Origin of the sequence: Dokdonia sp. Hel_I_53 (genome assembly GCF_007827465.1) — a bacterium.
GTDB lineage: Bacteria > Bacteroidota > Bacteroidia > Flavobacteriales > Flavobacteriaceae > Dokdonia.
Genome location: NZ_VISL01000001.1, coordinates 1,525,595 through 1,549,261, shown reverse-complemented (window position 1 = coordinate 1,549,261; position 23,667 = coordinate 1,525,595). Strand labels below are relative to the sequence as shown.

Sequence of the window (23,667 nt, the reverse complement as noted above, 5' to 3'; positions counted from 1 at the left end):
CTTTATTTAAGTAGCTATAATTTTTTTGAAATTAATGTTAAGCCTAATCATCTGTTTAGAGTATAAATTCTGTGTTCTAAAATTCATATAATATTTTTAAAGCCAACATTCTAATTATTATTATTTAACTCTGTTTTTTGCTCATAGAGTTATTTAAAGAAAATATGTTTTGATAGTCTCTGTAATCGTTCAGTGGGTGTGACTTTTATGTACCTATAAAAAACCGTTTCTGAAGTGTGACCACTCATTGCCATTATGTCAATTGTGGACATATCTGCTAAGTAAGCATTGGTGCAAAATGACCTTCTTCCAGTGTGGTTAGAAATTATTTCATATTTTTTATAAGGCGTTCTTACAGTTTTTCCGCCAATCGTCTTTTCAATATGTATAATTTCGTTTAGTTCTGCTATTTCTGCTATCTCTTTTATGTAATCATTTATTTTTTGCTCTGACATTTTTTTTGGGAGTTTATTGTCATTTCTTTCAATTAGAGCAAGAAACTTTCTGGACAGGGGAACTTGTACGGTTTTCCCTGTTTTAGACTGTACGTATTCAAGGTAGCGTGTTCCATCTTTTGTAGCCTTCAAATTTTCAGAAGTGAGTTTCATTAGATCCCCAACTCTCATTGCGGTATAACACTGAATCAAAAATAGATCTCTAGCTCTTTTGTGTTTATCTGTAGTTAACTGAGTACATTCAATCTTATCAATTTCACTTCCTGTTAGGTATATGTGATCTACTTTTTCAGTTATCTTAGAGAAGCTTCTTTTCCTAAACTCTATGTTGTTGTGAATATTCCTTTCAAGAGAAGCATTCATAATAGCCTTCAATTGCTTGAACTGATTTCCAATATAGTTGTTAGAGTATTTTTTGTTCTGAAGGTATGATGTGTATGATTTATGAAAGTCTAAAGTAATATCATCAAAATCAACTTTTTTAATGGTGTCGTTGTAATCTTGTAGTTTTTTCAAGGCTGTTCTGTACGTACGTATTGTTCCATTTGATAATGGCTTATTTGACGAGGGATGTGGGTTATCTTCATAGTAGTCTATAAACCACTTATAAAAACTTAGAAGTGAATATTTGGATTTGTCTTTTTGTGATACTCCTTTGTTTGTCACGCCATCCAGCACTTCCTTAATGAGATCATTATTGAGTTCGAAGTTGTTTCTTATGCTATCATCTAGTAATTGTTCAGAAGCAAGAACTAGCTCTTGAAGTTTTGAGTTAATAAGCATGCTTTTAGGCTCTGCAGTAACGTTCTTTACCTTTTTTGTACGTACGTCCCAATTCTTGATTTCATTGACTGAATAGTCTGTAGCGTACCTCTTTTGTTTTTTACGTCCAAAGTTGACATGTACGTATATCCTGTGTTCTCGTAATTTCAGTGTAGTACTTCCCATAAATGATTTCAGTACCGCCCATAGTACCGCCCGATTTTTAATTAAAGCAAATCTAGCTTAATTTTACCTAACTGTAAAGTTAATTAAAATAAGGGTTTAGAAGTTATATTTACTGGTGTTTACGTGGATTTAAATTAGAATTAATGTAGTCCTAGTGGGCCAACATTAATTTAAAAACTCCCTCTGATTTTCAGAGGGAGTTTTGTTTTTTGTAATAATGGGCGTTGGGCCTAATTTTGTAGTACTTTAAAAAACACACTAGCTAAAAAAAAGAAACTTCTTGTATTGGAGAAATTTAATTGATTGGAAAGACAGGGGTAACCATTTAGGCATAACTATGAGAGGATGAGACTGGAATGTGCTGGGGTTATCTTATTAGTTAATTTTCTTTCGTTGATTCATAATGCGTTTAAAACATTGTGATTATAGGGAATACTATTCATTTGTATTGTAGGTGTATTACTATTTTATGGGTTTTGGATTGGTGAGTAATCGTAAAACGATTAATAAGAATATAAAATACTACCTAATACATATAGGTTTAGTCTTTTAAAATGATTTACTGCTCTATATGATATAATATAGTTACACCACAATAAGCAAGATGTTTAAGCAAAACTGTTATTTGTTGGTTATATTTTAAAAAAAAGCACCCCTGTGAATTAGGGGTGCTTGGTATTTAGTATATATCGCTTATTTTATGCAGAAATAGGCTCAACGACATGATAATATCTTAGCATATTGCGATAAAAGCGCATAGAGGCATGCTTCTCATCAATGCAAGATTTTAAAAACTGATTGAAGTTGTTAAAATCTACATCTACATCTCTACATGAAATTTCGTTAATTTCTTTATCAGTGCAAATTTCTAAAAGCACTTTATGCTGTCCTCGATCTATTACTACAGACTCTGCTTCAAAATATTTTTTGATCAGTGCTCTGTGTAGACTCCCGTAATCTACAGACTCTTCATTATGAGACTCACAACTATAATCTATTAAGTTATGTAATTCTGTAATGATCGCATTTTGTAAAGAAATATCCATGATGTTTGTTTTATAGTGATGTAAATATAGTAGCGCAACTCATTATATGATTTTAAAGAAATCTTAATTAATAATAGATTAACAGTTATATATGAGCTAGCTTGCTTTTGCGAAAGCGTTATTTAACACAACACCTTATTGCGATCTAGTTTCAATTATTGGGGTAAAACTGTGGTGGAAAACTTACATACAAATGGTCCTTAGTTTCTGAGTTTTGAAAATCATTTAGGGTGTAGCTATTGATACTTTTAAAAACCAATAATTTGTAGTATATTTGCACCGTTGAAAGGCAAAATAATACAGAGGGGACAGCGGTCCCCTCTTTTTATAGACTATTATGTTAAAGCAAAAAGTAAAAGATTTATTAGAAGAAGCTCTTGCTGAAAATCCAACTCTTTTTTTAATAAGCCTAGATATACAAGGGGCTAACGAGATTAAAGTAGTAATAGATGGTGATGATGGGGTTAAGGTAGAGGATTGTATCGCGGTGAGTAGAAAGGTAGAACATAACCTAGATCGTGAAGATGAAGATTTTTCTTTAGAAGTAATGTCTGCAGGGGCAACAAGTCCTTTGACATTACCAAGGCAGTATAAAAAAAATATAGGAAGGCACTTAGAAGTGAAAACAACATCTGGAGATAAGATGGAAGGAGTGCTAACAGAAGCTACTGATGATGCGATTACACTTACGTGGAAAGCAAGAGAGCCTAAGCCAGTGGGTAAAGGAAAAGTAACTGTAGAGAAAATAGAGACAACTGCCTATGCAGAGATTGTAGAGGCAAAAGTGATGATTAAATTTTAAGAAATTTATTGATATGGAGAATTTAGCGTTAATCGATTCTTTTTCAGAATTTAAGGACGATAAATTAATTGATCGTGTTACCTTAATGGCCATCTTAGAGGAGGTTTTTAGAAGTACACTTAAGAGGCGTTTTGGTAGTGATGATAATTTTGATATTATTATAAACCCAGACAAGGGAGATCTTGAGATCTGGCGTAACAGAGTTGTTGTTGCAGATGGAGAGGTAGAAGATGATAATGAGGAAATCTCACTTACAGATGCGCGCAAGATCGAAGAGGATTTTGAAGTAGGAGAAGATGTTTCTGAAGAGGTAAAGCTTATAGATTTAGGGCGTCGTTCTATTCTAGCTTTACGTCAAAACCTTATTAGTAAGATACATGAACATGACAATACAAACATTTATAAGCAGTTCAAAGAGCTAGAGGGTGAGTTGTATACAGCAGAAGTGCATCACATACGTCATAGGGCTATTATATTACTAGATGATGATGGGAATGAAATAATTTTACCTAAAGATCGTCAGATACCATCAGACTTTTTCCGCAAAGGAGAAAATGTGAGAGGGGTAATAGAAAGTGTAGAGCTCAAAGGGAATAAACCGGCTATCATTATGTCGCGTACGTCCCCTTTATTTTTAGAAAAATTATTTGAGTCAGAAATTCCAGAAGTCTTTGATGGATTGATTACAGTAAAGAATGTAGTTCGTATCCCTGGAGAAAAAGCAAAAGTAGCTGTAGATTCGTATGATGATCGTATTGATCCTGTAGGGGCTTGTGTGGGAATGAAAGGTTCACGTATACACGGCATAGTTCGTGAATTAGGTAACGAGAATATAGATGTTATCAATTACACAACAAATTTAAACTTGTATATAACAAGAGCATTAAGTCCTGCTCGTATTACAAGTATAAAAATCGATGAAGAGAATAAGACAGCGCAAGCGGTCCTAAAGCCAGAAGAAGTTAGTAAAGCAATAGGTCGTGGTGGTCACAACATCAGACTTGCTGGACAACTTACTGGTTATGAAATTGATGTGTATAGAGAAGGAGTAGAAGAAGATGTGGAGCTTACAGAGTTCTCAGATGAAATAGAAGCTTGGGTTATTGAGGCCTTTGCAAAGATTGGTCTTGATACTGCACGTAGTGTGTTAGAGCAAGATGTAGAAGATCTTGTACGTCGTACAGATCTTGAAGAGGAAACCGTACTTGATGTAATGCGTATCCTTAAAGAAGAATTTGAAGATTAAAACACCTACAATATTTAAAAGTAGGTTAAGAATATAATTAGTAAAGCAGTTTATGGCAGCAGCAACAATGCGATTAAACAAGGTATTAAGAGAACTGAATATTTCTTTAGATCGTGCCGTGGAGTTTTTGGACTCTAAAGGTATTGAGATAGAGGCGCGTCCGACTACAAAAATATCAAATGATATTTATGAGGTGCTTTCGGGTGAATTTCAGACAGATGCCAATAAAAAAGTAGCTTCTAAGGAAGTTGCTGTAGAAAAGCAAAAAGAGAAAGAAGCACTACGTGCCGCTCGTGAAGAGGAAGTAGAGGAGAAAGCTGAAGTGCCTAAAAAGCAAGAGGTTGTTAAAGCAAAAGCACAGCTTAACGGGCCTAAGAAAGTAGGTAAAATAGATCTCAACAAACCCACCGGTAAAGTTGAAACGCCTAAAGAGGTTACAAAAGAAAAGTCCTTAGAAAAGAAACCTGAAGAGGCTTCTAAAGTTGAGGATCATGCTGTAGCTGCGGTAAGCCCTAAGGAGTCTTCTCATAAAAAAGAAACTCCTAAAGTAGAATCTTCAAAACCTGAAGTAGCTAAGGAAGAGGTGGCAAAAGAAAAACCTTCTAAAAAGACTGAAGTTCCTGCTAAGGAAAAAGAGCAGAAAACAGAAGAGGCACCAAAAGTGGAAGAGAAGGAAGTGGGGCTTGGAGATGAAGTTCTTAAAACTGACTATAAAAAACTCAACGGACCTAACTTCACAGGTCAAAAAATAGACCTTTCTAAATTTAAGAAGCCAGAAAAGAAAAGTTCTTCAGACGACAAGAAAAAACGTCGTCGTCGTATTACAAAACCTGGTACAGCTGGGTCAAAACCTACAGGCGGTAATAATCGTGGTAAGGGTAATAACCAACGTGGTAATGCGGGCAAAGGTAGAGGTCGTGTAGTTAAAGCAGAACCTACTGAAGAAGAGGTGCAAAAGCAAATTAGAGAAACTCTTGAAAAACTTCAAGGGAAATCTAGTAAAGGTAAAGGAGCAAAATACCGTCGTGATAAGAGAGACCAACACCGTCAAAAGACAGAAGATGATCAGGCTCAGCAAGACGCAGAAAGTAAAGTACTTAAAGTTACAGAATTTGTAACAGTAAGTGAGGTTGCTACGATGATGGATGTAGGAGTGACTCAAATCATTTCTGCTTGTATGTCTCTTGGGATGATGGTGACTATGAATCAGCGTTTAGATGCAGAGACATTATCTATTGTAGCAGACGAATTTGGCTATACAGTAGAGTTCGTCACGGCAGATCTAGAAGATTCTATTGAAGAGGTAGTAGATGCTCCAGAAGATTTAGTAGAAAGAGCTCCTATTGTTACGGTAATGGGTCACGTAGATCATGGTAAAACATCATTACTAGATCATATCCGTGAGGAAAATGTTATTGCAGGAGAAAGTGGTGGGATTACTCAGCACATCGGAGCCTATGGTGTACAATTAGAAAATGGACAAAAAATAGCATTCCTTGATACACCAGGTCACGAAGCCTTTACGGCAATGCGTGCTCGTGGTGCACAGGTCACAGATATTGCTGTGATTGTGGTTGCCGCAGATGATGATATCATGCCACAAACGAAGGAGGCAATTTCTCACGCACAAGCTGCAGGAGTCCCTATTGTCTTTGCAATAAATAAAATTGACTTGCCAACAGCAAATCCTGAGAAAATTAAAGAAGGACTTGCTCAAATGAATCTTCTTGTAGAAGATTGGGGTGGTAAAATTCAATCTCAAGAAATTTCTGCCAAGCAAGGTACAGGTGTGAAGGAGCTTTTAGAAAAAGTACTTCTCGAAGCTGAACTTTTAGAGCTTAAGGCAAATCCAGAAAGAAATGCAAATGGTACTGTTGTAGAGGCTTTCTTAGACAAAGGTCGTGGATATGTTTCTACTATTCTTGTTCAAAGTGGAACGTTGCAGGTAGGAGATTATGTATTAGCTGGAACAACTTCTGGTAAGATCAAAGCAATGCATGATGAGCGAGGAAAAAGCATTAAAAAAGCAGGACCCTCTACACCAGTTTCAGTTTTAGGTCTTGATAGCGCCCCTCAGGCAGGTGATAAATTTATTGTCATGACTGATGAGCGTGAAGCAAAAGATATTGCAACTAAGCGTTCACAATTACAACGTGAGCAAAGTGTACGTACTCAACGTCATATCACACTTGATGAGATAGGTCGTCGTATTGCCCTTGGTGATTTCAAAGAGCTTAACATTATTCTTAAAGGAGATGTTGATGGATCTGTTGAAGCGCTTACAGATAGTTTCCAAAAATTATCTACAGAAGAGATTGCTGTAAATATTATACACAAAGGAGTAGGAGCTATTACAGAAAGTGATGTGCTACTAGCTTCTGCGTCAGATGCAATTATAATAGGATTTAATGTAAGACCAGCTGGTAACGCCAGAATGGTTGCAGACAAAGAAGAAATCGATATCCGTATGTATTCAATCATATACGATGCGATTAATGATCTTAAGGATGCCATGGAGGGTATGCTATCTCCAGAGATGAAAGAAGAAATCACTGGAACCGCAGAGATTCGTGAGACATTCAAAATTTCTAAAGTGGGGACCATTGCAGGTTGTATGGTAACTACAGGCAAGATCTTTAGAAGCTCCAATATTAGACTTATTCGTGATGGTGTAGTAGTATACACAGGCGTGTTAGCAACACTTAAGCGTTTTAAAGATGATGTGAAAGAAGTTTCAAAAGGATACGATTGTGGTATGCAAATTAAAAACTATAATGACATCAAAATTGATGATGTGATAGAAGCATTCCAAGAAGTAGCTGTAAAGAAGAAGTTGAAGTCTAAATAAGAATTCGCTTTCGCGAAAAATTGAACCACTTAGCAATTTGTTAAGTGGTTTTTTTATTGATAGCGACCAATAGGTTGCGCAAGCTAGAGTGACTTATTACATTCATTTACTTGCTGTCTTTACTTTGTAAATAAGCTGCAGAATTAATACGTACATTGGGTGTTTTGAGTTGTATTCTTAGTAGTTATTGAGATAGTTCTGGCCTATAGTTTTAGCATAAAAAAAACGCTTTGAGAATCATTTCAAAGCGTTTTTTCTATTTTAATTACCATGTGTTTTAACGAGCTGGTTTAAATATAAAAGCGATAGGAAATGTTTTTCTTATATCAATTAAAGCGCGCTCGGCTTCAAGTTTATTTCTGAAGTTCCCTACCCATACCTTATAGTTAGGAGTTTCATGCTTTATAGACGAAGACCATGTTCCTACACGATTTCTATATTTTTTTAAAGTCGAACTAGCAGTGGTAGCATCTCCAGAAAATAATTGAATTTTATAGCGATCACTCAGCTTGTCTGCTAAGATCATTTTGCTGTGTAAATCAACTAATTGAGTGATTCTAGCATCCTGGTTAATGGTTGCTTGTCCTGTTTGTGCTTTCAAAAATGTTGAAAACATACAGCTTAAAACTAGGGTAAAAATGATATTTTTGAACTGAAATCTATTCATTATGAGTGGGTTTTAAACAAAGGTAAAAGATAAAAACTTAAAGAAATTCATTTTATTATTTAGAACTGTTATAAATTAATAATATGAACTTTGTAGTCCTAAATAAAATGGGGCGTAAGTATTATTTTTGCATACAATTTTGTGCGCGGGTTTAACAGCCTATTAACATAACTAGATGTAAAAACCGTGCCATCTTTTTGAAGCTAATTCAATACCAATTATGATACAGGTTAAACGCCAACATTCATTCTCTAGACTCATTACGCTTACTGTGGTGGCTCTTATCTCGATATCTTCGTCATTATTTGCTCAAGATGCAGCAGATGCTACAGTGGGTAAAACACTATTTAATGCAAATTGTGCTGCTTGTCATAAGTTGTATAAGGACATGACAGGGCCTAAGCTTAATGGGGTTTCTGAAAAATACGACCGTGAGTTTTTATACAAATGGATCAAGAATAGCCAAGGGCTTATTAAATCTGGAGATGCACTTGCTGTGAGTATTTACGAAGCAAACGGAAATAAAGTAATGAATTCTTTCCCTGCATTATCAAATGCAGATATAGATAATATTCTTGCGTATACTGATACGCCTCAACCTGCACCTCCTGTCGCAGTTGCTGGTGTTGCTGAGGGCGCTGCAACTGGAGGGGCTTCTAATACGGTTATTCTTGCAATTTTAGCATTTGTGCTTTTATTGTTAGTGGCGGTGTTGTTCTTAGTGAATAATACGCTTAATAAATTCGCACAAAAGCAAGGGATTGAGGTTCCTGCCAAAGAAAATGGGACGCCTATATGGAAAGCTTTTATAGAGAATCAATTTCTCGTATTGGTCTCTGTAATATTCTTATTGCTAGGGAGTGCTTATTTTGCTTACGGTTGGATGTCTCAGGTAGGTGTAGATCAAGGGTATATGCCAGTACAGCCAATACATTACTCGCATAGAATACATGCTGGTGAAAATGCAATTGAGTGTAAGTATTGTCACTCATCTGCTAGGGTGTCTAAGCATTCGGGGATTCCGTCTCTTAATATTTGTATGAATTGTCACAAGTCTATTTCAGAAGTAGCTGGAGACGGTGATTATACTAGTGTAAATGAAGATTACTCTAAGGCTTTTTATGATAAAGAAATACAAAAGCTTTACAAAGCTGTAGGTTGGGATCAGGCGACACAGTCTTATACGGGGGAAACTCAAGCTGTAGAGTGGGTGCGTATACACAATTTACCAGACTTTGCTTATTTTAATCACTCACAGCACGTTAGTGTAGCGGGGATCGAATGTCAAAAATGTCATGGTCCTGTTCAAGAAATGGAAGTCATGTACCAATATGCACCTCTTACAATGGGGTGGTGTATTAACTGTCACCGTGAAACAAACGTAAAAATCGAGGGTAATGCATACTATGAAGAGATTCATGAGCAATTAGCTCAAAAGTATGGTGTTGAAAAGGTGACAGCTGCTCAAATGGGTGGACTGGAATGTGGTAAGTGTCATTACTAGGTTTAATTTTTTATAGATCTGTAGCGTAAGCAGGTTAAAAGTATAATAAGTATCGATTCCTAAAGAATCACAATTTATAACAATCAATTATATGTCATCAAACAAGAAATACTGGAAAAGTGTCGATGAGCTCCACGGAGATGCATCTGTAGAGGCGCTAAGACAGAATGAGTTTGTACAAGAAATTCCGACAGATGAATTTTTGGGCGATAAAGAAACGCTTGAGAGTACAGAAACTACACGTCGTGACTTTCTAAAATATGTAGGATTTTCTACAGCGGCGGTTTCACTTGCTGCTTGTGAGGGCCCTGTTGTGAAGTCTGTGCCTTACGTGGTTCAGCCAGAACAAATCATTCCTGGTGTTGCAGATTATTATGCAACGACTATTGCAGATGGTTTTGACTATGCTAGTGTTCTTGTGAAAACTAGAGAAGGTCGTCCTATTAAGATTGAAAATAATGATCTTGCAAAAGCTGGTTACGGTGCAAATGCTCGTGTGCATGCATCTGTTCTTGGTATGTATGACACTAAAAGAGCTCAGTACCCTACTGCAGGGGGTGAAGAAGTGTCTTGGGATGCTATTGACAAAGGTGTTATTGCCTCATTACAAGGTGGTAAGAGGGCGGTTTTGTTAACCCAAACTTTTGCAAGTCCATCTACAGAAAAATTGATTGAAGAGTTCAAGACTATGTTTCCTAATGTTTCTCATGTTGCATACGATGCAGCTGGGGAGCAGTTTGCATTAGATGCTTATGAATTAAAATATGGTTTCCGTGCCTTACCGGACTATGACTTTGGAAAAGCAGAAGTGATTGTTTCTGTTGGAGCTGATTTCTTAGGTGATTGGAATGGTGGCAGCGCAGATGCTGGATATTCAAAAGGACGTATTCCAGAAAACGGTAAGATGTCTAAACATTACCAATTTGAGGCAAATATGTCTCTTACAGGTGCAAATGCTGATGTAAGAATTCCGGTTACACCTTCTCAACAAAAAGCAATTGTTAAAGCGCTTACTGGAGGTTCTGCTTCTGGATTACCAGAAAATGTACAGCAGAAAGTAATGCAGGCTCGTAAAGCTCTGCAAGCTGCTGGAGCAAAAGGAGTTCTTGTGACAGGTGTACAAGATGTAGCTACACAAAAAATGGCACTCGACTTTAATGAAGGTAAAGAAGCTGTAGACACCGCAAATCCAATATTAACTCGTTCTGCAGATGCTCGTGAAGTAATGCAGTTGGTTAAGGAAATGAACACAGGTCAGGTGGGAACTTTGATTATGGCAGGTGTTAACCCGGCTTACTCACTTCCTAATGCTGTAGATTTTGTAGAGGGTCTTAAGAAAGTAGATGTATCTGTTTCTTGTTCTTTACGTGCAGATGAAACCGCTGCACTTTCAACACATATTGCACCTGTGCCTCATTATCTAGAATCATGGGGGGATATTCAAATTAAAATGGGGGAGGTTAGTTTACAGCAACCTACCATTAAAGAAATATTTAATACACGTCAATTTCAGCAGAGCCTATTGACTTGGATGGGGCAGGATAAAACATATTATCAGTACCTAAAGGAGACAATGACTACTGCAGGAGTAGAATTTAATAAATCTGTGCAAGCGGGGGTTGTGATGACTAGCGCTTTCGCGAAAGCGGGATCTACTTCAGATGCTTCTATAACTTCAGATGCAGGTCTTTCTTCTTCAGTACTACAAGAAGGAGATGGTAATTTTGAATTGACTTTATATACAAAAGTTTCAATGGGTGATGGTACTCAGGCAAATAATCCTTGGTTACAAGAGATGCCAGACCCTTTAACTCGTTGTACTTGGGATAATTATCTAACTATGTCTGAGGCAGATGCTAAAGATTTAGGATTGTGGTTTGACAGAAGTACGTTCTTTACCGAGGCACGTCACGATGCAAATGGAGGTCTTAATGGTCACTATGCAAATGTAACTGTAAATGGGGTTACTATTGAAAATGTACCCGTGATGATACAGCCAGGGCAAGCTAAAGGTTCTGTAGGTCTAGCCTTAGGTTATGGTCGTAAAGAATCTATTCAAGAAGAAATGCAGGTTGGGGTAAACGCATTCCCGTTAATGCAAAATTTCCAAACCACGCAAAAAGTTTCTATAGAGAAAGTAGGAGGTGTGCACGAGTTTGCTTCTGTGCAATTACATAATACACTAATGGGGCGTGGTGATATCGTAAGGGAAACTTCTCTTGAGATATTTAATACAAAAGATAAGCATTTCTGGAATCCAGTTCCGGAAGTAAGTAAAGGTCATATAGAATATGAGGTTACTTCACCAGAGGTTGATCTTTGGGATGAATTTGATCGCTCTGTAGGGCATCACTTTAATCTCGCGATAGACCTCAATGCGTGTACCGGTTGTGGTGCATGTGTGATTGCATGTCACGCAGAAAATAACGTGCCTGTAGTAGGTAAATCAGAAGTAAGACGTAGTCGTGATATGCATTGGTTGCGTATCGATAGATATTATTCTTCTGAGGATGAATTTGAGCTAGATAATACTAAGAAGAATGATTTTAGTGGTCTAGGTGGTGATAATGGTTCTTTGGGAGGTTTTGGAGAATTAGAAGATCCTGCTGCAAATCCACAGGTGGCTTTCCAGCCGATTATGTGTCAGCACTGTAACCACGCTCCTTGTGAGACTGTATGTCCAGTAGCAGCAACGTCACACGGTCGTCAAGGTCAAAATCAAATGGCTTATAACCGTTGTGTAGGAACAAGATATTGTGCAAACAACTGTCCTTATAAAGTACGTCGTTTTAACTGGTTCCAATATAGTGGTAATGACGAATTTGATTACTTTATGAACAACGACTTAGGTCGTATGGTTATTAATCCAGATGTGACGGTACGTTCTCGTGGTGTAATGGAGAAATGTTCTATGTGTATACAAATGACACAAAAAACAATTCTTGACGCTAAGCGTGATGGACGTAAGATTGAAGATGGTGAATTTGCTACGGCTTGTTCTAACGCTTGTACTAATGGTGCACTCGCGTTTGGAGATATCAATGATAAAGACAGTAAAGTAGCTGCATTAAAAGAAGATGATAGAATGTATCACCTTCTTGAGCATGTAGGAACTAAGCCTAACGTATTCTATCAAACGATAGTACGTAACACGGAAGAAGTATAAAATCAACTAATCAAAAGAACTAATTATATAGGATTATGGCGCATTACGAAGCACCTATAAGAAGACCACTAGTTACCGGAGATAAGACGTATCACGATGTGACACTCGACGTAGTTGCTCCTGTTGAAGGGAGGGCTAACAAATCTTGGTGGATAGTATTTTCTATTGCACTTGTTGCCTTTTTATGGGGCATAGGCTGTATTATTTATACCATTACAAACGGTATAGGTAGTTGGGGTCTAAATAAAACCGTAGGATGGGCTTGGGATATCACAAACTTTGTTTGGTGGGTAGGTATCGGTCACGCAGGTACTTTAATATCGGCAGTACTATTACTATTCCGTCAGAAATGGCGTATGGCAATTAACAGATCTGCAGAGGCAATGACTATCTTTTCAGTAGTTCAAGCAGGTTTGTTTCCGATCATTCATATGGGACGTCCTTGGTTAGCATACTGGGTATTGCCTATTCCTAACCAATTTGGTTCACTGTGGGTAAACTTTAATTCTCCCTTACTGTGGGATGTATTTGCTATATCAACGTATCTATCTGTATCATTAGTTTTCTGGTGGACAGGGTTACTTCCAGATTTTGCAATGATCCGTGATAGAGCAGTAAAGCCATTTCAGAAAAAAATCTACAGTCTTCTATCTTTTGGATGGTCTGGTAGAGCTAAAGATTGGCAGCGATTTGAAGAGGTGTCTCTTGTTCTTGCAGGTTTAGCAACACCACTAGTACTTTCTGTACACACGATTGTATCTTTTGACTTCGCAACATCAGTTATACCGGGGTGGCACACGACAATCTTCCCTCCATACTTTGTGGCAGGTGCGGTTTTCTCTGGTTTTGCTATGGTAAATACGCTTCTTATTGTGATGCGTAAGGTTTCTAATTTGGAAGCTTATATAACAGTACAGCACATTGAACTTATGAACATTGTAATTATGATTACTGGTTCTATAGTGGGTGTTGCTTATATTACAGAGTTATTCATGGCTTGGTATTCTGGTGTAGAATACGAGCAGTATGCATTCTTAAATAGAGCAACTGGTCCTTATGCTTGGGCATATTGGAGTATGATGATCTGTAATGTATTCTCCCCGCAATTTATGTGGATACCTAAATTGAGAAGATCTATTATGTTCTCTTTCTTTATCTCTATTGTGGTAAATATTGGAATGTGGTTTGAGCGTTTTGTAATTATTGTAACTTCACTTCACAGAGATTACCTTCCATCTTCATGGACGATGTTCTCGCCTACATTTGTAGATATTGGTATTTTCATAGGAACAATAGGATTCTTTTTTGTACTCTTCCTATTGTATGCTCGTACTTTCCCAGTGATTGCACAGGCCGAAGTAAAGACGATTATGAAATCATCTGGAGAGCGTTATAAGCGATTAAGAGAATCTGGACAGTCGCTCGTGGGTACTGGTGCAGACCCACGTACTTCTGGTGGTCCAGTTAAAATGAATTTGGATGGCTCTTACGTAGCAACACATAAAGAGGTTGCTGTGGATGAAGTTCTTATTACCGAAGATACGCATGGTAATGAATCACTTACCGATCGTCTGGGTTCATTTGATCCGGCATCTCAAAAAGCTGATGATTTAAAAGTAATCAATGGTATAGGTCCAAAGATGGAAGAAAAGCTTAATGAGTTGGGTATCTACACTTACGAGCAAGTAAGTAGAATGACTTCACGTGAGTATAATTTATTAGATAATTTAACGGGTTCTTTCCCAGGTCGTGCAGAGCGTGACGATTGGGCAGGACAAGCTAACAACCTTAAATAACTAAGTATGGCATCTACAGTTATACATGCATTATATACAGATGACGACATTCTAATGAATGCTGTCAAAGAGGTGAAGAATAAACATCTTCATATAAACGAAGTTTACACACCATTTCCTGTTCATGGACTTGATAAGGCTATGGGGCTAGCTCCAACACGATTGGCAATTACAGCTTTCTTATATGGATGTGTAGGTCTTACTGTGGCTATTACTATGATGAATTTTATCATGATAGAAGATTGGCCTCAAAATATAGGTGGTAAACCATCATTTAGCTATATAGAGAACATGCCAGCATTCGTGCCAATTATGTTTGAACTTACAGTATTTTTTGCTGCTCACTTAATGGTAATTACCTTTTATATGAGGAGTAAATTATGGCCATTTAAAAAAGCAGAAAACCCAGATATACGAACTACAGATGATCACTTCCTAATGGAAATCGATGCTACTGGAAAGGATGGAAAAGAACTTGCAGACTTTTTAGTAACAACTGGAGCTGTAGAGATTAATTTAATTGCAAACGAAGCTTAACTCAACGCAATGAAGAATATTTTAAAAATAGCAGTTTTATTAGTTGCCTTTTCAAGTCTTATTTCTTGTAAGGATGATAATAAGCCTAACTATCAATATATGCCTAATATGTATGAGTCTGTAGGTTATGAGGCCTATGGTAAATACGAGGTGTTTCCTGATGGATATGAAGCGATGACACCAGCAGAGGGCTCTATAGCACGAGGGTGGTTACCTTACGATTACGACAACACGCAAGAGGGAAAAGCTTCTGCAAAAGCGAATTTGATAAATCCGCTACCTTATACAGAGGAAAACTTTGTTAAAGGAAATGAACTCTATAATATTTATTGTGGTATTTGTCATGGTGAGAAAGGTGATGGTCAAGGTATTTTAGCAAAACGCGAGAAAATTCTTGGTGTACCTGCTTATAACGATGAAGGAAGAGCAATTACAGAAGGAAGCGTATATCACGTAATGTATTACGGAATCAACTCCATGGGGTCGTATGCGTCTCAAATGACGGAAGACGAATTATGGATGGTCAATCACTATGTAATGTCGCTAAAAGCGAAATTAGACGGTAATCCAGAAAGAGTATTTTCTTCAGAAGATATTATAGAGGAAATGACCGAAGGACAGATTGATGTAGATTTAAATGAAGGAGCTGTAGATGCCATTCCAGGACCAGAATCTGATCCTGTGAATGCAACTGGAGACGAAGACTAAACTAACTAACGGAACAACCGATATTTAAGATATGTATACATTATCTAACAATTTAAAATTATCAGCTATTATCTTTATGGTAGTAGGAGCAGTTCTTTTTACTGTAGATGCATTATTTATGCCGCATACCATTGAGGATATTGAGGCTATGCATGCAGGTCACGGTGATGGGCATGGTGATGAAAACCACGCGCTAGTAGATGATCACAGTACGAATGATATTGCTCATGCAGAACATGGATCTACGTCCCATATTGAAGTTGCCTCAATAAAAGATCACTCCGAAGGTCACGTAATGACGGAGGAGGAGCACAATCAACATTTATTAGATGGTTACCATAATAAACCTTGGTCTGCTATTTATATAGCTGCGTTTTTCTTTTTTATGATTGCATTAGGTTGTCTTGCATTTTATGCAGTTCAATATGCTTCACAAGCTGGATGGTCTCCATTACTTTTGAGAGTTATGGAAGCCATAACAGCTTACTTACTTCCTGGAGGGGTTATAATGATAGTACTTCTTGCACTATCAGGTTTTCATTTTAACCATATGTTTCATTGGATGGCAGACGGTATAACTGATCCAGCGAGTGATAACTACGATAAATTAATTGCAGGAAAATCTGGCTGGTTAAACGTTCCTGGTCTTTTGATAAGAGCGGTTATTTTTGTAGGTGGTTGGTGTGCTTATCGTTTCTTTGCTGTTAAGTTTTCAAGAAATCAAGATGAAGCCTCTGATAATAGATGGCATAAAAAATCTTTCAAATTAGCAGCAGGATTTTTAGTATTCTTTTTATACACAGAGTCTATGATGTCTTGGGACTGGATTATGTCTGTAGATCCACACTGGTTTAGTACGCTATTTGGATGGTATGTCCTTGCGGGTATGATGGTCTGTGGTATTACTACTATTGCATTGATAACAATGATTTTAAAAGGTGCTGGTTACTTACCTAATGTGAATGATAGCCATATCCATGACCTTGCTAAATTTATGTTCGGTTTCAGTATTTTTTGGACATATTTATGGTTTTCTCAATTCATGCTTATCTGGTATTCTAATATACCAGAAGAAGTAACGTACTATATTCAGCGAATTGAAGATTACAACTTACCGTTCTTTGGGATGTTAGTAATGAACTTTATTTTTCCATTATTAATATTAATGAACAGTGATTTTAAGCGAGTGAACTGGTTTGTCGTAATGGCAGGTGTAGTGATCTTATTAGGCCACTATGTAGATATTTTTAACATGATTATGCCTGGAACAGTAGGGACAGTATGGTCATTTGGTTTTGTAGAGATTGGAGCACTTATGTTCTTCTTCGGTTTATTTATATTAATCGTATTTAGTTCATTAGCAAGTCGTCCATTAGAGCCTAAGCGTAACCCGCTTATTGAAGAAAGTAAGCATTTTCATTATTAGAATTTAGATTAAAGAAGTTAGAAAGCAATGACAGGTTTATTAGCACTCATCGTAGTAATTCTATTTGTAGTCACACTTTGGCAAATGTCAAAGATTTTTAAACTATCGCAGTTTAATAAAGATACTAATAGTGAATCTGCTCAGGTAGCAGATGATAAGGACAACCGTATCAACGGAAAATTGATGTTAGGTTTTGCCATCGTATTTTATTTTATAATGTTTTACTGTTTCTGGCATTACAGTAAATTTTATTTACCAGAAGCATCTTCTGAGCACGGGGGGGCATATGATAACTTATTATTCATATCTCTTGCACTCATAATGTTTGTTCAAGTAATTACTCAAGCATTACTACATTACTTTGCTTATAAGTATAGTGGAAAAAAAGGTCAAAAGGCATTGTTTTATGCAGATAATGATAAGCTTGAATTTATCTGGACCATTATTCCGGTAATAGTTCTCGCTGGTCTTATAATTTATGGTCTTTTTACATGGTCTGATATCATGAATTTTGAGGAAGAAGAGGATGCTATTGTTGTAGAGCTTTATGCAAAACGATTTGGATGGCAAGCTAGATACGCTGGAGAAGATAATATACTCGGAAATGCCAATGTACGATTTATAGAAGGTGCAAATACTGTAGGAGTAGATGAGAGTGATGCAGATGCAATGGATGATAAGATCACTACAGAACTTCATCTTCCAGTTGGAAGACAGGTAGTATTCAAACTTCGCTCTCAAGACGTTTTACACTCAGCATATATGCCTCACTTTAGAGCGCAAATGAATGTCGTACCTGGAATGATAACACAATTTTCATTTACACCTTCTAAGACCACTGCAGAAATCCGAGATACGGATTATATGAAAGACAAGATGGCAACCATCAAGGAATTAAGAAAAGAAAAAAATAAAGAGTCTATTGCCGCTGGAAATGGCCCAATAGACGACTATGATGAATTTGATTATTACTTGCTATGTAATAAGATTTGTGGAGCATCACACTATAATATGCAAATGAAAATTGTTGTTGAGACTCAAGAAGAATACGATGCTTGGATGTCAGAACAAAAAACTTTTGGTAGTTCATTAGTAGCTTCTCAAGAATAAAAGAAAAAAATAAAACTAAAGAAACTAGGTATGGCAGCACACGCACCAACAGCAGATCATGGTCACGATGATCACGAGCACCACCACGAGCAAACGTTTATAACGAAATATATCTTTAGTACAGATCACAAGATGATCTCAAAGCAGTACTTAATTACTGGTTTGATAATGGGTATTATAGGTATAGGAATGTCTCTTATATTCCGTTTACAACTAGCTTGGCCAGATCACCAATTCACTATTTATGAGGTATTACTCGGAGATTGGGGAAAAGACGGTGTAATGGATCCAAATATTTACCTAGCTCTTATTACGATACATGGTACCATTATGGTTTTCTTTGTACTTACTGCAGGTCTAAGTGGTACCTTTAGTAACTTGCTTATTCCACTTCAGATAGGTGCACGCGATATGGCCTCTGGATTCCTTAATATGGTATCCTATTGGTTATTTTTCCTATCATCTGTTATTATGGTAATGTCTCTTTTTGTAGAGTCAGGTCCTGCAGCAGCTGGTTGGACCATTTACCCACCATTATCTGCTTTACCTAATAGTATTCCTGCTTCTGGTATGGGTATGACTTTATGGTTAGTGTCTATGGCGATATTTATTGCTTCTTCATTATTAGGTTCGCTTAACTACGTAGTAACAGTTATTAATTTACGTACAAAGGGAATGTCTATGACTAGACTTCCGCTAACTATATGGGCGTTTTTTGTAACTGCTATTATAGGCATTGTATCATTTCCAGTTCTGTTGTCTGCAGCTTTAATGCTTATTATGGATAGAAGCTTTGGAACTTCCTTCTTCTTGTCAGATATTTATATAGGAGGTGAGGTACTACACAATTCTGGTGGATCACCTGTACTCTTTGAACACTTATTTTGGTTCTTAGGTCACCCAGAGGTTTACATTGTATTATTACCAGCACTTGGGATAACTTCAGAGATTATTGCAACGAATTCACGTAAGCCTATTTTTGGATACCGTGCAATGGTTGCTTCGATACTTGCAATTGCCTTTTTATCTACAATTGTATGGGGTCACCATATGTTTATTTCAGGAATGAACCCATTTTTAGGATCTGTATTTACATTTACAACACTTTTAATAGCGATACCATCAGCGGTAAAAGCCTTTAATTATATCACCACTCTTTGGAAAGGTAATTTACAATTCAACCCAGGAATGTTATTCTCTATCGGCCTTGTATCTACTTTCATATCAGGAGGTCTTACGGGTATAATTTTGGGAGATTCTACACTTGACATCAATGTACACGATACTTACTTTGTAGTGGCTCACTTTCACTTAGTGATGGGTATATCTGCATTATATGGTCTGTTTGCAGGTGTTTATCACTGGTTCCCTAAAATGTTTGAAGGGAAAATGATGAATAAAAATTTAGGTTATGTACACTTCTGGGTAACTGTAATTGGAGCATACGGTATATTTTTCCCAATGCATTTTATTGGAATGGCTGGATTGCCTAGACGTTATTATACAAACTCCGCATTTCCATACTTCGATGATTTAGTAGACGTAAATAAAGCAATCACAATATTTGCTTTTATTACTGCTGCCGCACAGCTAGTTTTCTTATATAACTTTATCCACTCTATGTTTTTTGGAAAAGTAGGTTCTAAAAACCCTTGGAAATCTAATACGCTTGAATGGACAACAGAACATAAGCATATACATGGAAACTGGGCAGGAGCGATTCCAGAAGTACACAGATGGCCTTATGATTATTCAAAATTGAATAAAGATGAATCTGATTATGTGCTAGCAGGTCAAGATTACGTACCACAAACGGTACCACTTCAAGTTAATGAAGAAGAAATGCATCACTAGGATGTTCTATAAATAAAGGCAACCCATTCGGAAACGGATGGGTTTTCTTTTTTATGCTTTCGCGAAAGCGTTACAAAGGCATTTAAAGTAATTTTTGTAATCTTTAATTCAAATTTTAGGATTATAACCTGCACCCACTATTCCTTATCTTTGATTGAAAGCCCACACTACAGATGAATGAACACCTAGACCCAACAAACAGCGGATTTTCTCCTGAAGAAAATGATGTAGAGCGAGCGTTGCGGCCCCTATCATTTGAGGATTTTACTGGACAAGATCAAGTGCTTGAAAATTTAAAAATCTTTGTACAAGCTGCAAACTTAAGAGGAGAAGCCCTTGATCATACACTTTTCCATGGACCTCCAGGATTAGGTAAGACAACTCTTGCAAATATTCTTGCAAACGAACTTGGAGTACACATCAAAATTACTTCAGGCCCTGTTCTAGACAAACCAGGAGATCTTGCAGGACTTCTTACAAATCTTGATGAACGTGATGTGTTATTTATAGATGAGATACATCGTTTAAGCCCTATTGTAGAAGAATATCTCTACTCTGCGATGGAAGATTATCGCATAGATATCATGATTGAAACGGGACCAAATGCTCGAACAGTACAAATTGACCTTGCTCCATTTACATTAGTAGGGGCTACAACCCGATCTGGATTACTTACGGCTCCTATGAGAGCACGTTTTGGCATTGCAAGTAGGCTTCAATATTATAGTACAGAATTGTTAACTACAATTGTACAGCGTAGTGCGCAAATTCTTGGAGTTCCTATTTCTATGGAAGCCGCTGTAGAGATCGCCGGTAGAAGTAGAGGTACGCCACGTATTGCAAATGCACTGTTGAGACGTGTACGCGATTTTGCACAAATTAAAGGAAATGGAAAAATAGATATCGAAATTGCCCGTTTCAGTCTGGAGGCACTTAATGTGGATGCTCACGGTCTGGATGAAATGGACAATAAAATTTTAGCAACTATCATAGATAAATTTAAAGGAGGGCCAGTGGGTATCACGACACTTGCTACCGCAGTTTCTGAAAGTGCAGAAACAATCGAGGAAGTTTACGAACCTTTTTTAATACAACAAGGCTTTATAATGCGCACGCCTCGAGGAAGAGAAGTTACAGAGGAAGCTTATAAACATTTAGGAAGAATAAAGGGACCTGTACAAGGAGGTTTGTTTTAAATTTCTGAAGATTAGTTAGTGGTAATTTAATAACCGCTATGTTTTAAAATCAAGATTAAAAATAAAGTATGCTTTCAAACATTCCTTCGGTATCCGTTTTTAAATTTCTTGCAAACGCAGGGCGAATTTTAAAAAATCCGCTGCCTTTTCATCACAAAAATTTTGAAACAAAAGGAGATACTTTTAAGCTAAACCTTGGCTTTGGAAAGCATGTAATTTTTTCTCGCGATCCAGAATTTGCACGCTATGCACTTCAGAAAAACCAGCGCAATTATGAAAAGTCACCCATACAAACAAGAGACCTTGCAAAATATGTGGGAGAAGGACTTCTTACAGCACAAGGTGATCATTGGAAAAAGCAACGTAAACTTATACAACCTGCATTTCATAAAAAACAGCTAGCAAAGCTTCTGGATACTATGTTTGAGGTTATCAAAGAGGAGCTGGCTCGCATTACGCCCAATACTCCCTTTGATGTATTTGATGTTTTCAATGACCTTGCATTTATGACTGTGGTAAAAGCACTCTTTCAAACAGATGTAGATCGCTCAAAAATTAATAGACTACAATACATTACAGAACAAGCACAAAAAATGCTTGTGAAAGAGCTTCGCCAGCCTTATAAATCATTGTACTTTAAGTATGGAGGCCCCATAGATAAGCACCTTGCACTTACTAGGGAAGCTAGATCTATTTTAAAAGACCTCGTGCAAGAGCGTAAAGAGAGTGGAGAGAAACCCGGAGACTTACTAGATATGCTTCTTGACTCCCAGTATGAAGACGGAAGTTTTATGGATGAGGAGCAACTTATCGATGAGATTTTAATCCTTTTTTCTGCAGGCCATGAGACTACGTCTAACGCACTGACATTTACGGTTGAATTATTAGCAAGGAACCCAGGTTGGCAGGATAGAATTTATAAGGAGTACGCTTTCGCGAAAGCGAACACACAAACTTTAAATGAATTTTTGAAAACATGTCCTATCACTAAACAAGTGCTAGAGGAATCGATGCGGCTCTATCCACCTGCTTATTTTATAGATAGAGTAAATATAAAAGAAGATGTACACGATGGTAAGGTTCTTCCTGAGGGATCTAATCTGTTATTTTCTATCATCGAGATACATAGCCATAAAGATTTTTGGGAACGACCTCAAGAATTTGACCCTACCCGTTTTAATGATAACGCGGGGATGAAACATCCAGCATACTTCCCATTTGGTGCGGGTCCTAGAATGTGTATAGGCAACAACTTTGCCATGTATGAGATGATACTAACAATTACAGAACTTGTGAAAGAATTTAAAATAGGGTTTAAAGATAATCCTATTGAAATATTACCCCTTATAACTCTGAAACCTAAAAATGCAATTTTGGAGTTTTTACCTAGAAAGTAATGATTGAAAACCGTAGAAAGCATACTGAATTTATAAAGGCAGAAGCAGCCAGATTAGGTTTTATGTCTTGTGGTATTAGTAAAGCTGGTTTTCTGGAGGAAGAGGCCCCACGTTTAGAGTCTTGGTTGCAAAAAAACATGCATGGGGAAATGTCCTACATGGAGAATTATTTTGATAAGCGACTCGACCCTACAAAACTCGTAGAAGGTTCAAAAAGTGTGATCTCATTATTGCTTAATTACTACCCACATGAATTACAGCGAGCAGATAGCTACAAAATTTCAAAATACGCTTACGGTCGTGATTATCATTTTGTAATCAAAGATAAGCTTAAAGAATTTTTACATAGCCTTCAAGAGCAAATAGGCGATGTCCACGGGCGTGCCTTTGTGGACAGTGCTCCCATCCTAGATAAGGCCTGGGCGGCAAAAAGTGGTTTAGGTTGGATAGGAAAGCACAGTAATTTACTGTCGAAAAAAACAGGATCCTTTTATTTTATAGCAGAGCTTGTTGTTGATCTAGATCTTGAGTATGATACTCCCGTTACAGACCATTGTGGTAACTGCACCGCTTGTATTGATGCTTGCCCCACACAAGCTATTGTAGAGCCTTATAAAGTAGATGGGAGTAAATGTATAAGTTATTTTACCATAGAGTTGAAAAATGAGATTCCCACTTATGCAAAAAAACATCTCGATGACTGGATGTTTGGCTGTGATGTCTGTCAGGATGTATGTCCTTGGAATCGATTTTCTAAAGCACATAGTGAACCCCTCTTTAATCCAAATCCAAAACTTCTAACCTATGATAAGAAAGAATGGGAAGAAATTACACAAGAGGTATTCTCAGAGATTTTTAAAAAGTCTGCCGTAAAAAGAACTAAGTATTCTGGCCTTACTCGTAATATAAAGGCGATAAAGAAATGACTTAGATTTTTAAAAATTGCGATATTCTCAAAAAT

At 37.1% G+C, this 23,667-nt stretch carries 17 protein-coding genes; 14 read left to right on the top strand and 3 right to left on the bottom strand.

What is annotated here, in order from left to right:
* Positions 1–149 precede the first annotated feature (149 nt).
* Together OD90_RS06990 and OD90_RS06985 are read right to left on the bottom strand one after the other, a co-directional pair.
* The gene (locus OD90_RS06990; protein ID WP_144668332.1) at positions 150–1,403 is read right to left on the bottom strand and encodes a tyrosine-type recombinase/integrase; all 1,254 of its coding nucleotides are present in this window, start codon (positions 1,401–1,403) and stop codon (positions 150–152) included.
* A 698-nt stretch (positions 1,404–2,101) separates the two neighbouring features.
* A complete protein-coding gene (locus tag OD90_RS06985) occupies positions 2,102–2,449 on the bottom strand; it encodes a hypothetical protein (protein ID WP_144668330.1) in 348 nt (115 codons plus the stop codon).
* A 337-nt stretch (positions 2,450–2,786) separates the two neighbouring features.
* Between OD90_RS06985 and rimP the strand changes: the two genes are divergently transcribed.
* Genes rimP through infB form a run of 3 tightly spaced genes read left to right on the top strand, consistent with a single transcriptional unit; the run spans position 2,787 to position 7,345 of the window.
* Positions 2,787–3,251 (top strand): ribosome assembly cofactor RimP, encoded by a 465-nt coding sequence (gene rimP, locus OD90_RS06980; RefSeq protein ID WP_144668329.1) that lies wholly within the window; start codon positions 2,787–2,789, stop codon positions 3,249–3,251.
* Between the two features lie 13 nt (positions 3,252–3,264).
* Positions 3,265–4,497: a transcription termination factor NusA gene (gene nusA, locus OD90_RS06975; protein WP_144668327.1), complete on the top strand. Its 1,233-nt coding sequence runs from the start codon at positions 3,265–3,267 to the stop codon at positions 4,495–4,497.
* Between the two features lie 52 nt (positions 4,498–4,549).
* Positions 4,550–7,345, top strand: coding sequence for a translation initiation factor IF-2 (gene infB / locus OD90_RS06970; RefSeq protein WP_144668325.1), 2,796 nt, complete (start codon positions 4,550–4,552; stop codon positions 7,343–7,345).
* A gap of 277 nt (positions 7,346–7,622) precedes the next feature.
* Here the strand turns inward: infB and OD90_RS06965 are convergent, their stop codons facing one another.
* Positions 7,623–8,012: an SPOR domain-containing protein gene (locus OD90_RS06965; RefSeq protein ID WP_144668323.1), complete on the bottom strand. Its 390-nt coding sequence runs from the start codon at positions 8,010–8,012 to the stop codon at positions 7,623–7,625.
* A 220-nt stretch (positions 8,013–8,232) separates the two neighbouring features.
* Here OD90_RS06965 and OD90_RS06960 point away from each other — a divergent pair, with 220 nt between their 5' ends.
* The 11 genes from OD90_RS06960 to queG all read left to right on the top strand — a co-directional run bounded on the left by OD90_RS06960 (position 8,233) and on the right by queG (position 23,632).
* Positions 8,233–9,516: a c-type cytochrome gene (locus OD90_RS06960; RefSeq protein WP_144668321.1), complete on the top strand. Its 1,284-nt coding sequence runs from the start codon at positions 8,233–8,235 to the stop codon at positions 9,514–9,516.
* A gap of 91 nt (positions 9,517–9,607) precedes the next feature.
* On the top strand, positions 9,608–12,682 hold the full coding sequence (locus OD90_RS06955; protein WP_144668319.1) for a TAT-variant-translocated molybdopterin oxidoreductase: 3,075 nt from the start codon (positions 9,608–9,610) through the stop codon (positions 12,680–12,682).
* Between the two features lie 32 nt (positions 12,683–12,714).
* Positions 12,715–14,478, top strand: coding sequence for an NrfD/PsrC family molybdoenzyme membrane anchor subunit (gene nrfD, locus OD90_RS06950; RefSeq protein WP_144668317.1), 1,764 nt, complete (start codon positions 12,715–12,717; stop codon positions 14,476–14,478).
* 6 nt (positions 14,479–14,484) lie between these two features.
* Entirely contained in the window at positions 14,485–15,015 is a 531-nt protein-coding gene (locus tag OD90_RS06945; protein ID WP_144668315.1) for a DUF3341 domain-containing protein, read from the top strand.
* 9 nt (positions 15,016–15,024) lie between these two features.
* Positions 15,025–15,723, top strand: coding sequence for a c-type cytochrome (locus tag OD90_RS06940; protein WP_144668313.1), 699 nt, complete (start codon positions 15,025–15,027; stop codon positions 15,721–15,723).
* A 31-nt stretch (positions 15,724–15,754) separates the two neighbouring features.
* Positions 15,755–17,149: a quinol:cytochrome C oxidoreductase gene (locus OD90_RS06935; protein WP_144668311.1), complete on the top strand. Its 1,395-nt coding sequence runs from the start codon at positions 15,755–15,757 to the stop codon at positions 17,147–17,149.
* A 27-nt stretch (positions 17,150–17,176) separates the two neighbouring features.
* Positions 17,177–18,259, top strand: a complete 1,083-nt coding sequence (locus tag OD90_RS06930) for a cytochrome c oxidase subunit II (RefSeq protein ID WP_144668310.1) — start codon at positions 17,177–17,179, stop codon at positions 18,257–18,259.
* A 30-nt stretch (positions 18,260–18,289) separates the two neighbouring features.
* Positions 18,290–20,113: a cbb3-type cytochrome c oxidase subunit I gene (locus OD90_RS06925; protein WP_144668308.1), complete on the top strand. Its 1,824-nt coding sequence runs from the start codon at positions 18,290–18,292 to the stop codon at positions 20,111–20,113.
* Positions 20,114–20,286: 173 nt separating this feature from the next.
* Positions 20,287–21,309 (top strand): Holliday junction branch migration DNA helicase RuvB, encoded by a 1,023-nt coding sequence (gene ruvB / locus OD90_RS06920; protein ID WP_144668306.1) that lies wholly within the window; start codon positions 20,287–20,289, stop codon positions 21,307–21,309.
* Positions 21,310–21,377: 68 nt separating this feature from the next.
* Positions 21,378–22,706 carry a cytochrome P450 gene (locus tag OD90_RS06915; protein WP_144668304.1) on the top strand — a complete coding sequence of 443 codons (1,329 nt, stop codon included), beginning with the start codon at positions 21,378–21,380 and terminating at the stop codon, positions 22,704–22,706.
* Positions 22,706–23,632, top strand: a complete 927-nt coding sequence (gene queG / locus OD90_RS06910) for a tRNA epoxyqueuosine(34) reductase QueG (RefSeq protein WP_144668302.1) — start codon at positions 22,706–22,708, stop codon at positions 23,630–23,632. The genes OD90_RS06915 and queG overlap by 1 nt, the downstream gene beginning before the upstream one ends.
* Positions 23,633–23,667: the final 35 nt, after the last annotated feature.

Coding starts and splice junctions, on each gene's coding strand:
- OD90_RS06940 (WP_144668313.1), top strand. CDS start 15,025: ATGAAGAATATTTTAAAAATAGCAGTTTTATTAGTTGCCTTTTCAAGT.
- infB (WP_144668325.1), top strand. CDS start 4,550: ATGGCAGCAGCAACAATGCGATTAAACAAGGTATTAAGAGAACTGAAT.
- OD90_RS06915 (WP_144668304.1), top strand. CDS start 21,378: ATGCTTTCAAACATTCCTTCGGTATCCGTTTTTAAATTTCTTGCAAAC.
- OD90_RS06960 (WP_144668321.1), top strand. CDS start 8,233: ATGATACAGGTTAAACGCCAACATTCATTCTCTAGACTCATTACGCTT.
- OD90_RS06925 (WP_144668308.1), top strand. CDS start 18,290: ATGGCAGCACACGCACCAACAGCAGATCATGGTCACGATGATCACGAG.
- ruvB (WP_144668306.1), top strand. CDS start 20,287: ATGAATGAACACCTAGACCCAACAAACAGCGGATTTTCTCCTGAAGAA.
- OD90_RS06990 (WP_144668332.1), bottom strand. CDS start 1,403: ATGGGAAGTACTACACTGAAATTACGAGAACACAGGATATACGTACAT.
- OD90_RS06935 (WP_144668311.1), top strand. CDS start 15,755: ATGTATACATTATCTAACAATTTAAAATTATCAGCTATTATCTTTATG.
- OD90_RS06985 (WP_144668330.1), bottom strand. CDS start 2,449: ATGGATATTTCTTTACAAAATGCGATCATTACAGAATTACATAACTTA.
- OD90_RS06955 (WP_144668319.1), top strand. CDS start 9,608: ATGTCATCAAACAAGAAATACTGGAAAAGTGTCGATGAGCTCCACGGA.
- queG (WP_144668302.1), top strand. CDS start 22,706: ATGATTGAAAACCGTAGAAAGCATACTGAATTTATAAAGGCAGAAGCA.
- OD90_RS06965 (WP_144668323.1), bottom strand. CDS start 8,012: ATGAATAGATTTCAGTTCAAAAATATCATTTTTACCCTAGTTTTAAGC.
- OD90_RS06930 (WP_144668310.1), top strand. CDS start 17,177: ATGACAGGTTTATTAGCACTCATCGTAGTAATTCTATTTGTAGTCACA.
- OD90_RS06945 (WP_144668315.1), top strand. CDS start 14,485: ATGGCATCTACAGTTATACATGCATTATATACAGATGACGACATTCTA.
- rimP (WP_144668329.1), top strand. CDS start 2,787: ATGTTAAAGCAAAAAGTAAAAGATTTATTAGAAGAAGCTCTTGCTGAA.
- nusA (WP_144668327.1), top strand. CDS start 3,265: ATGGAGAATTTAGCGTTAATCGATTCTTTTTCAGAATTTAAGGACGAT.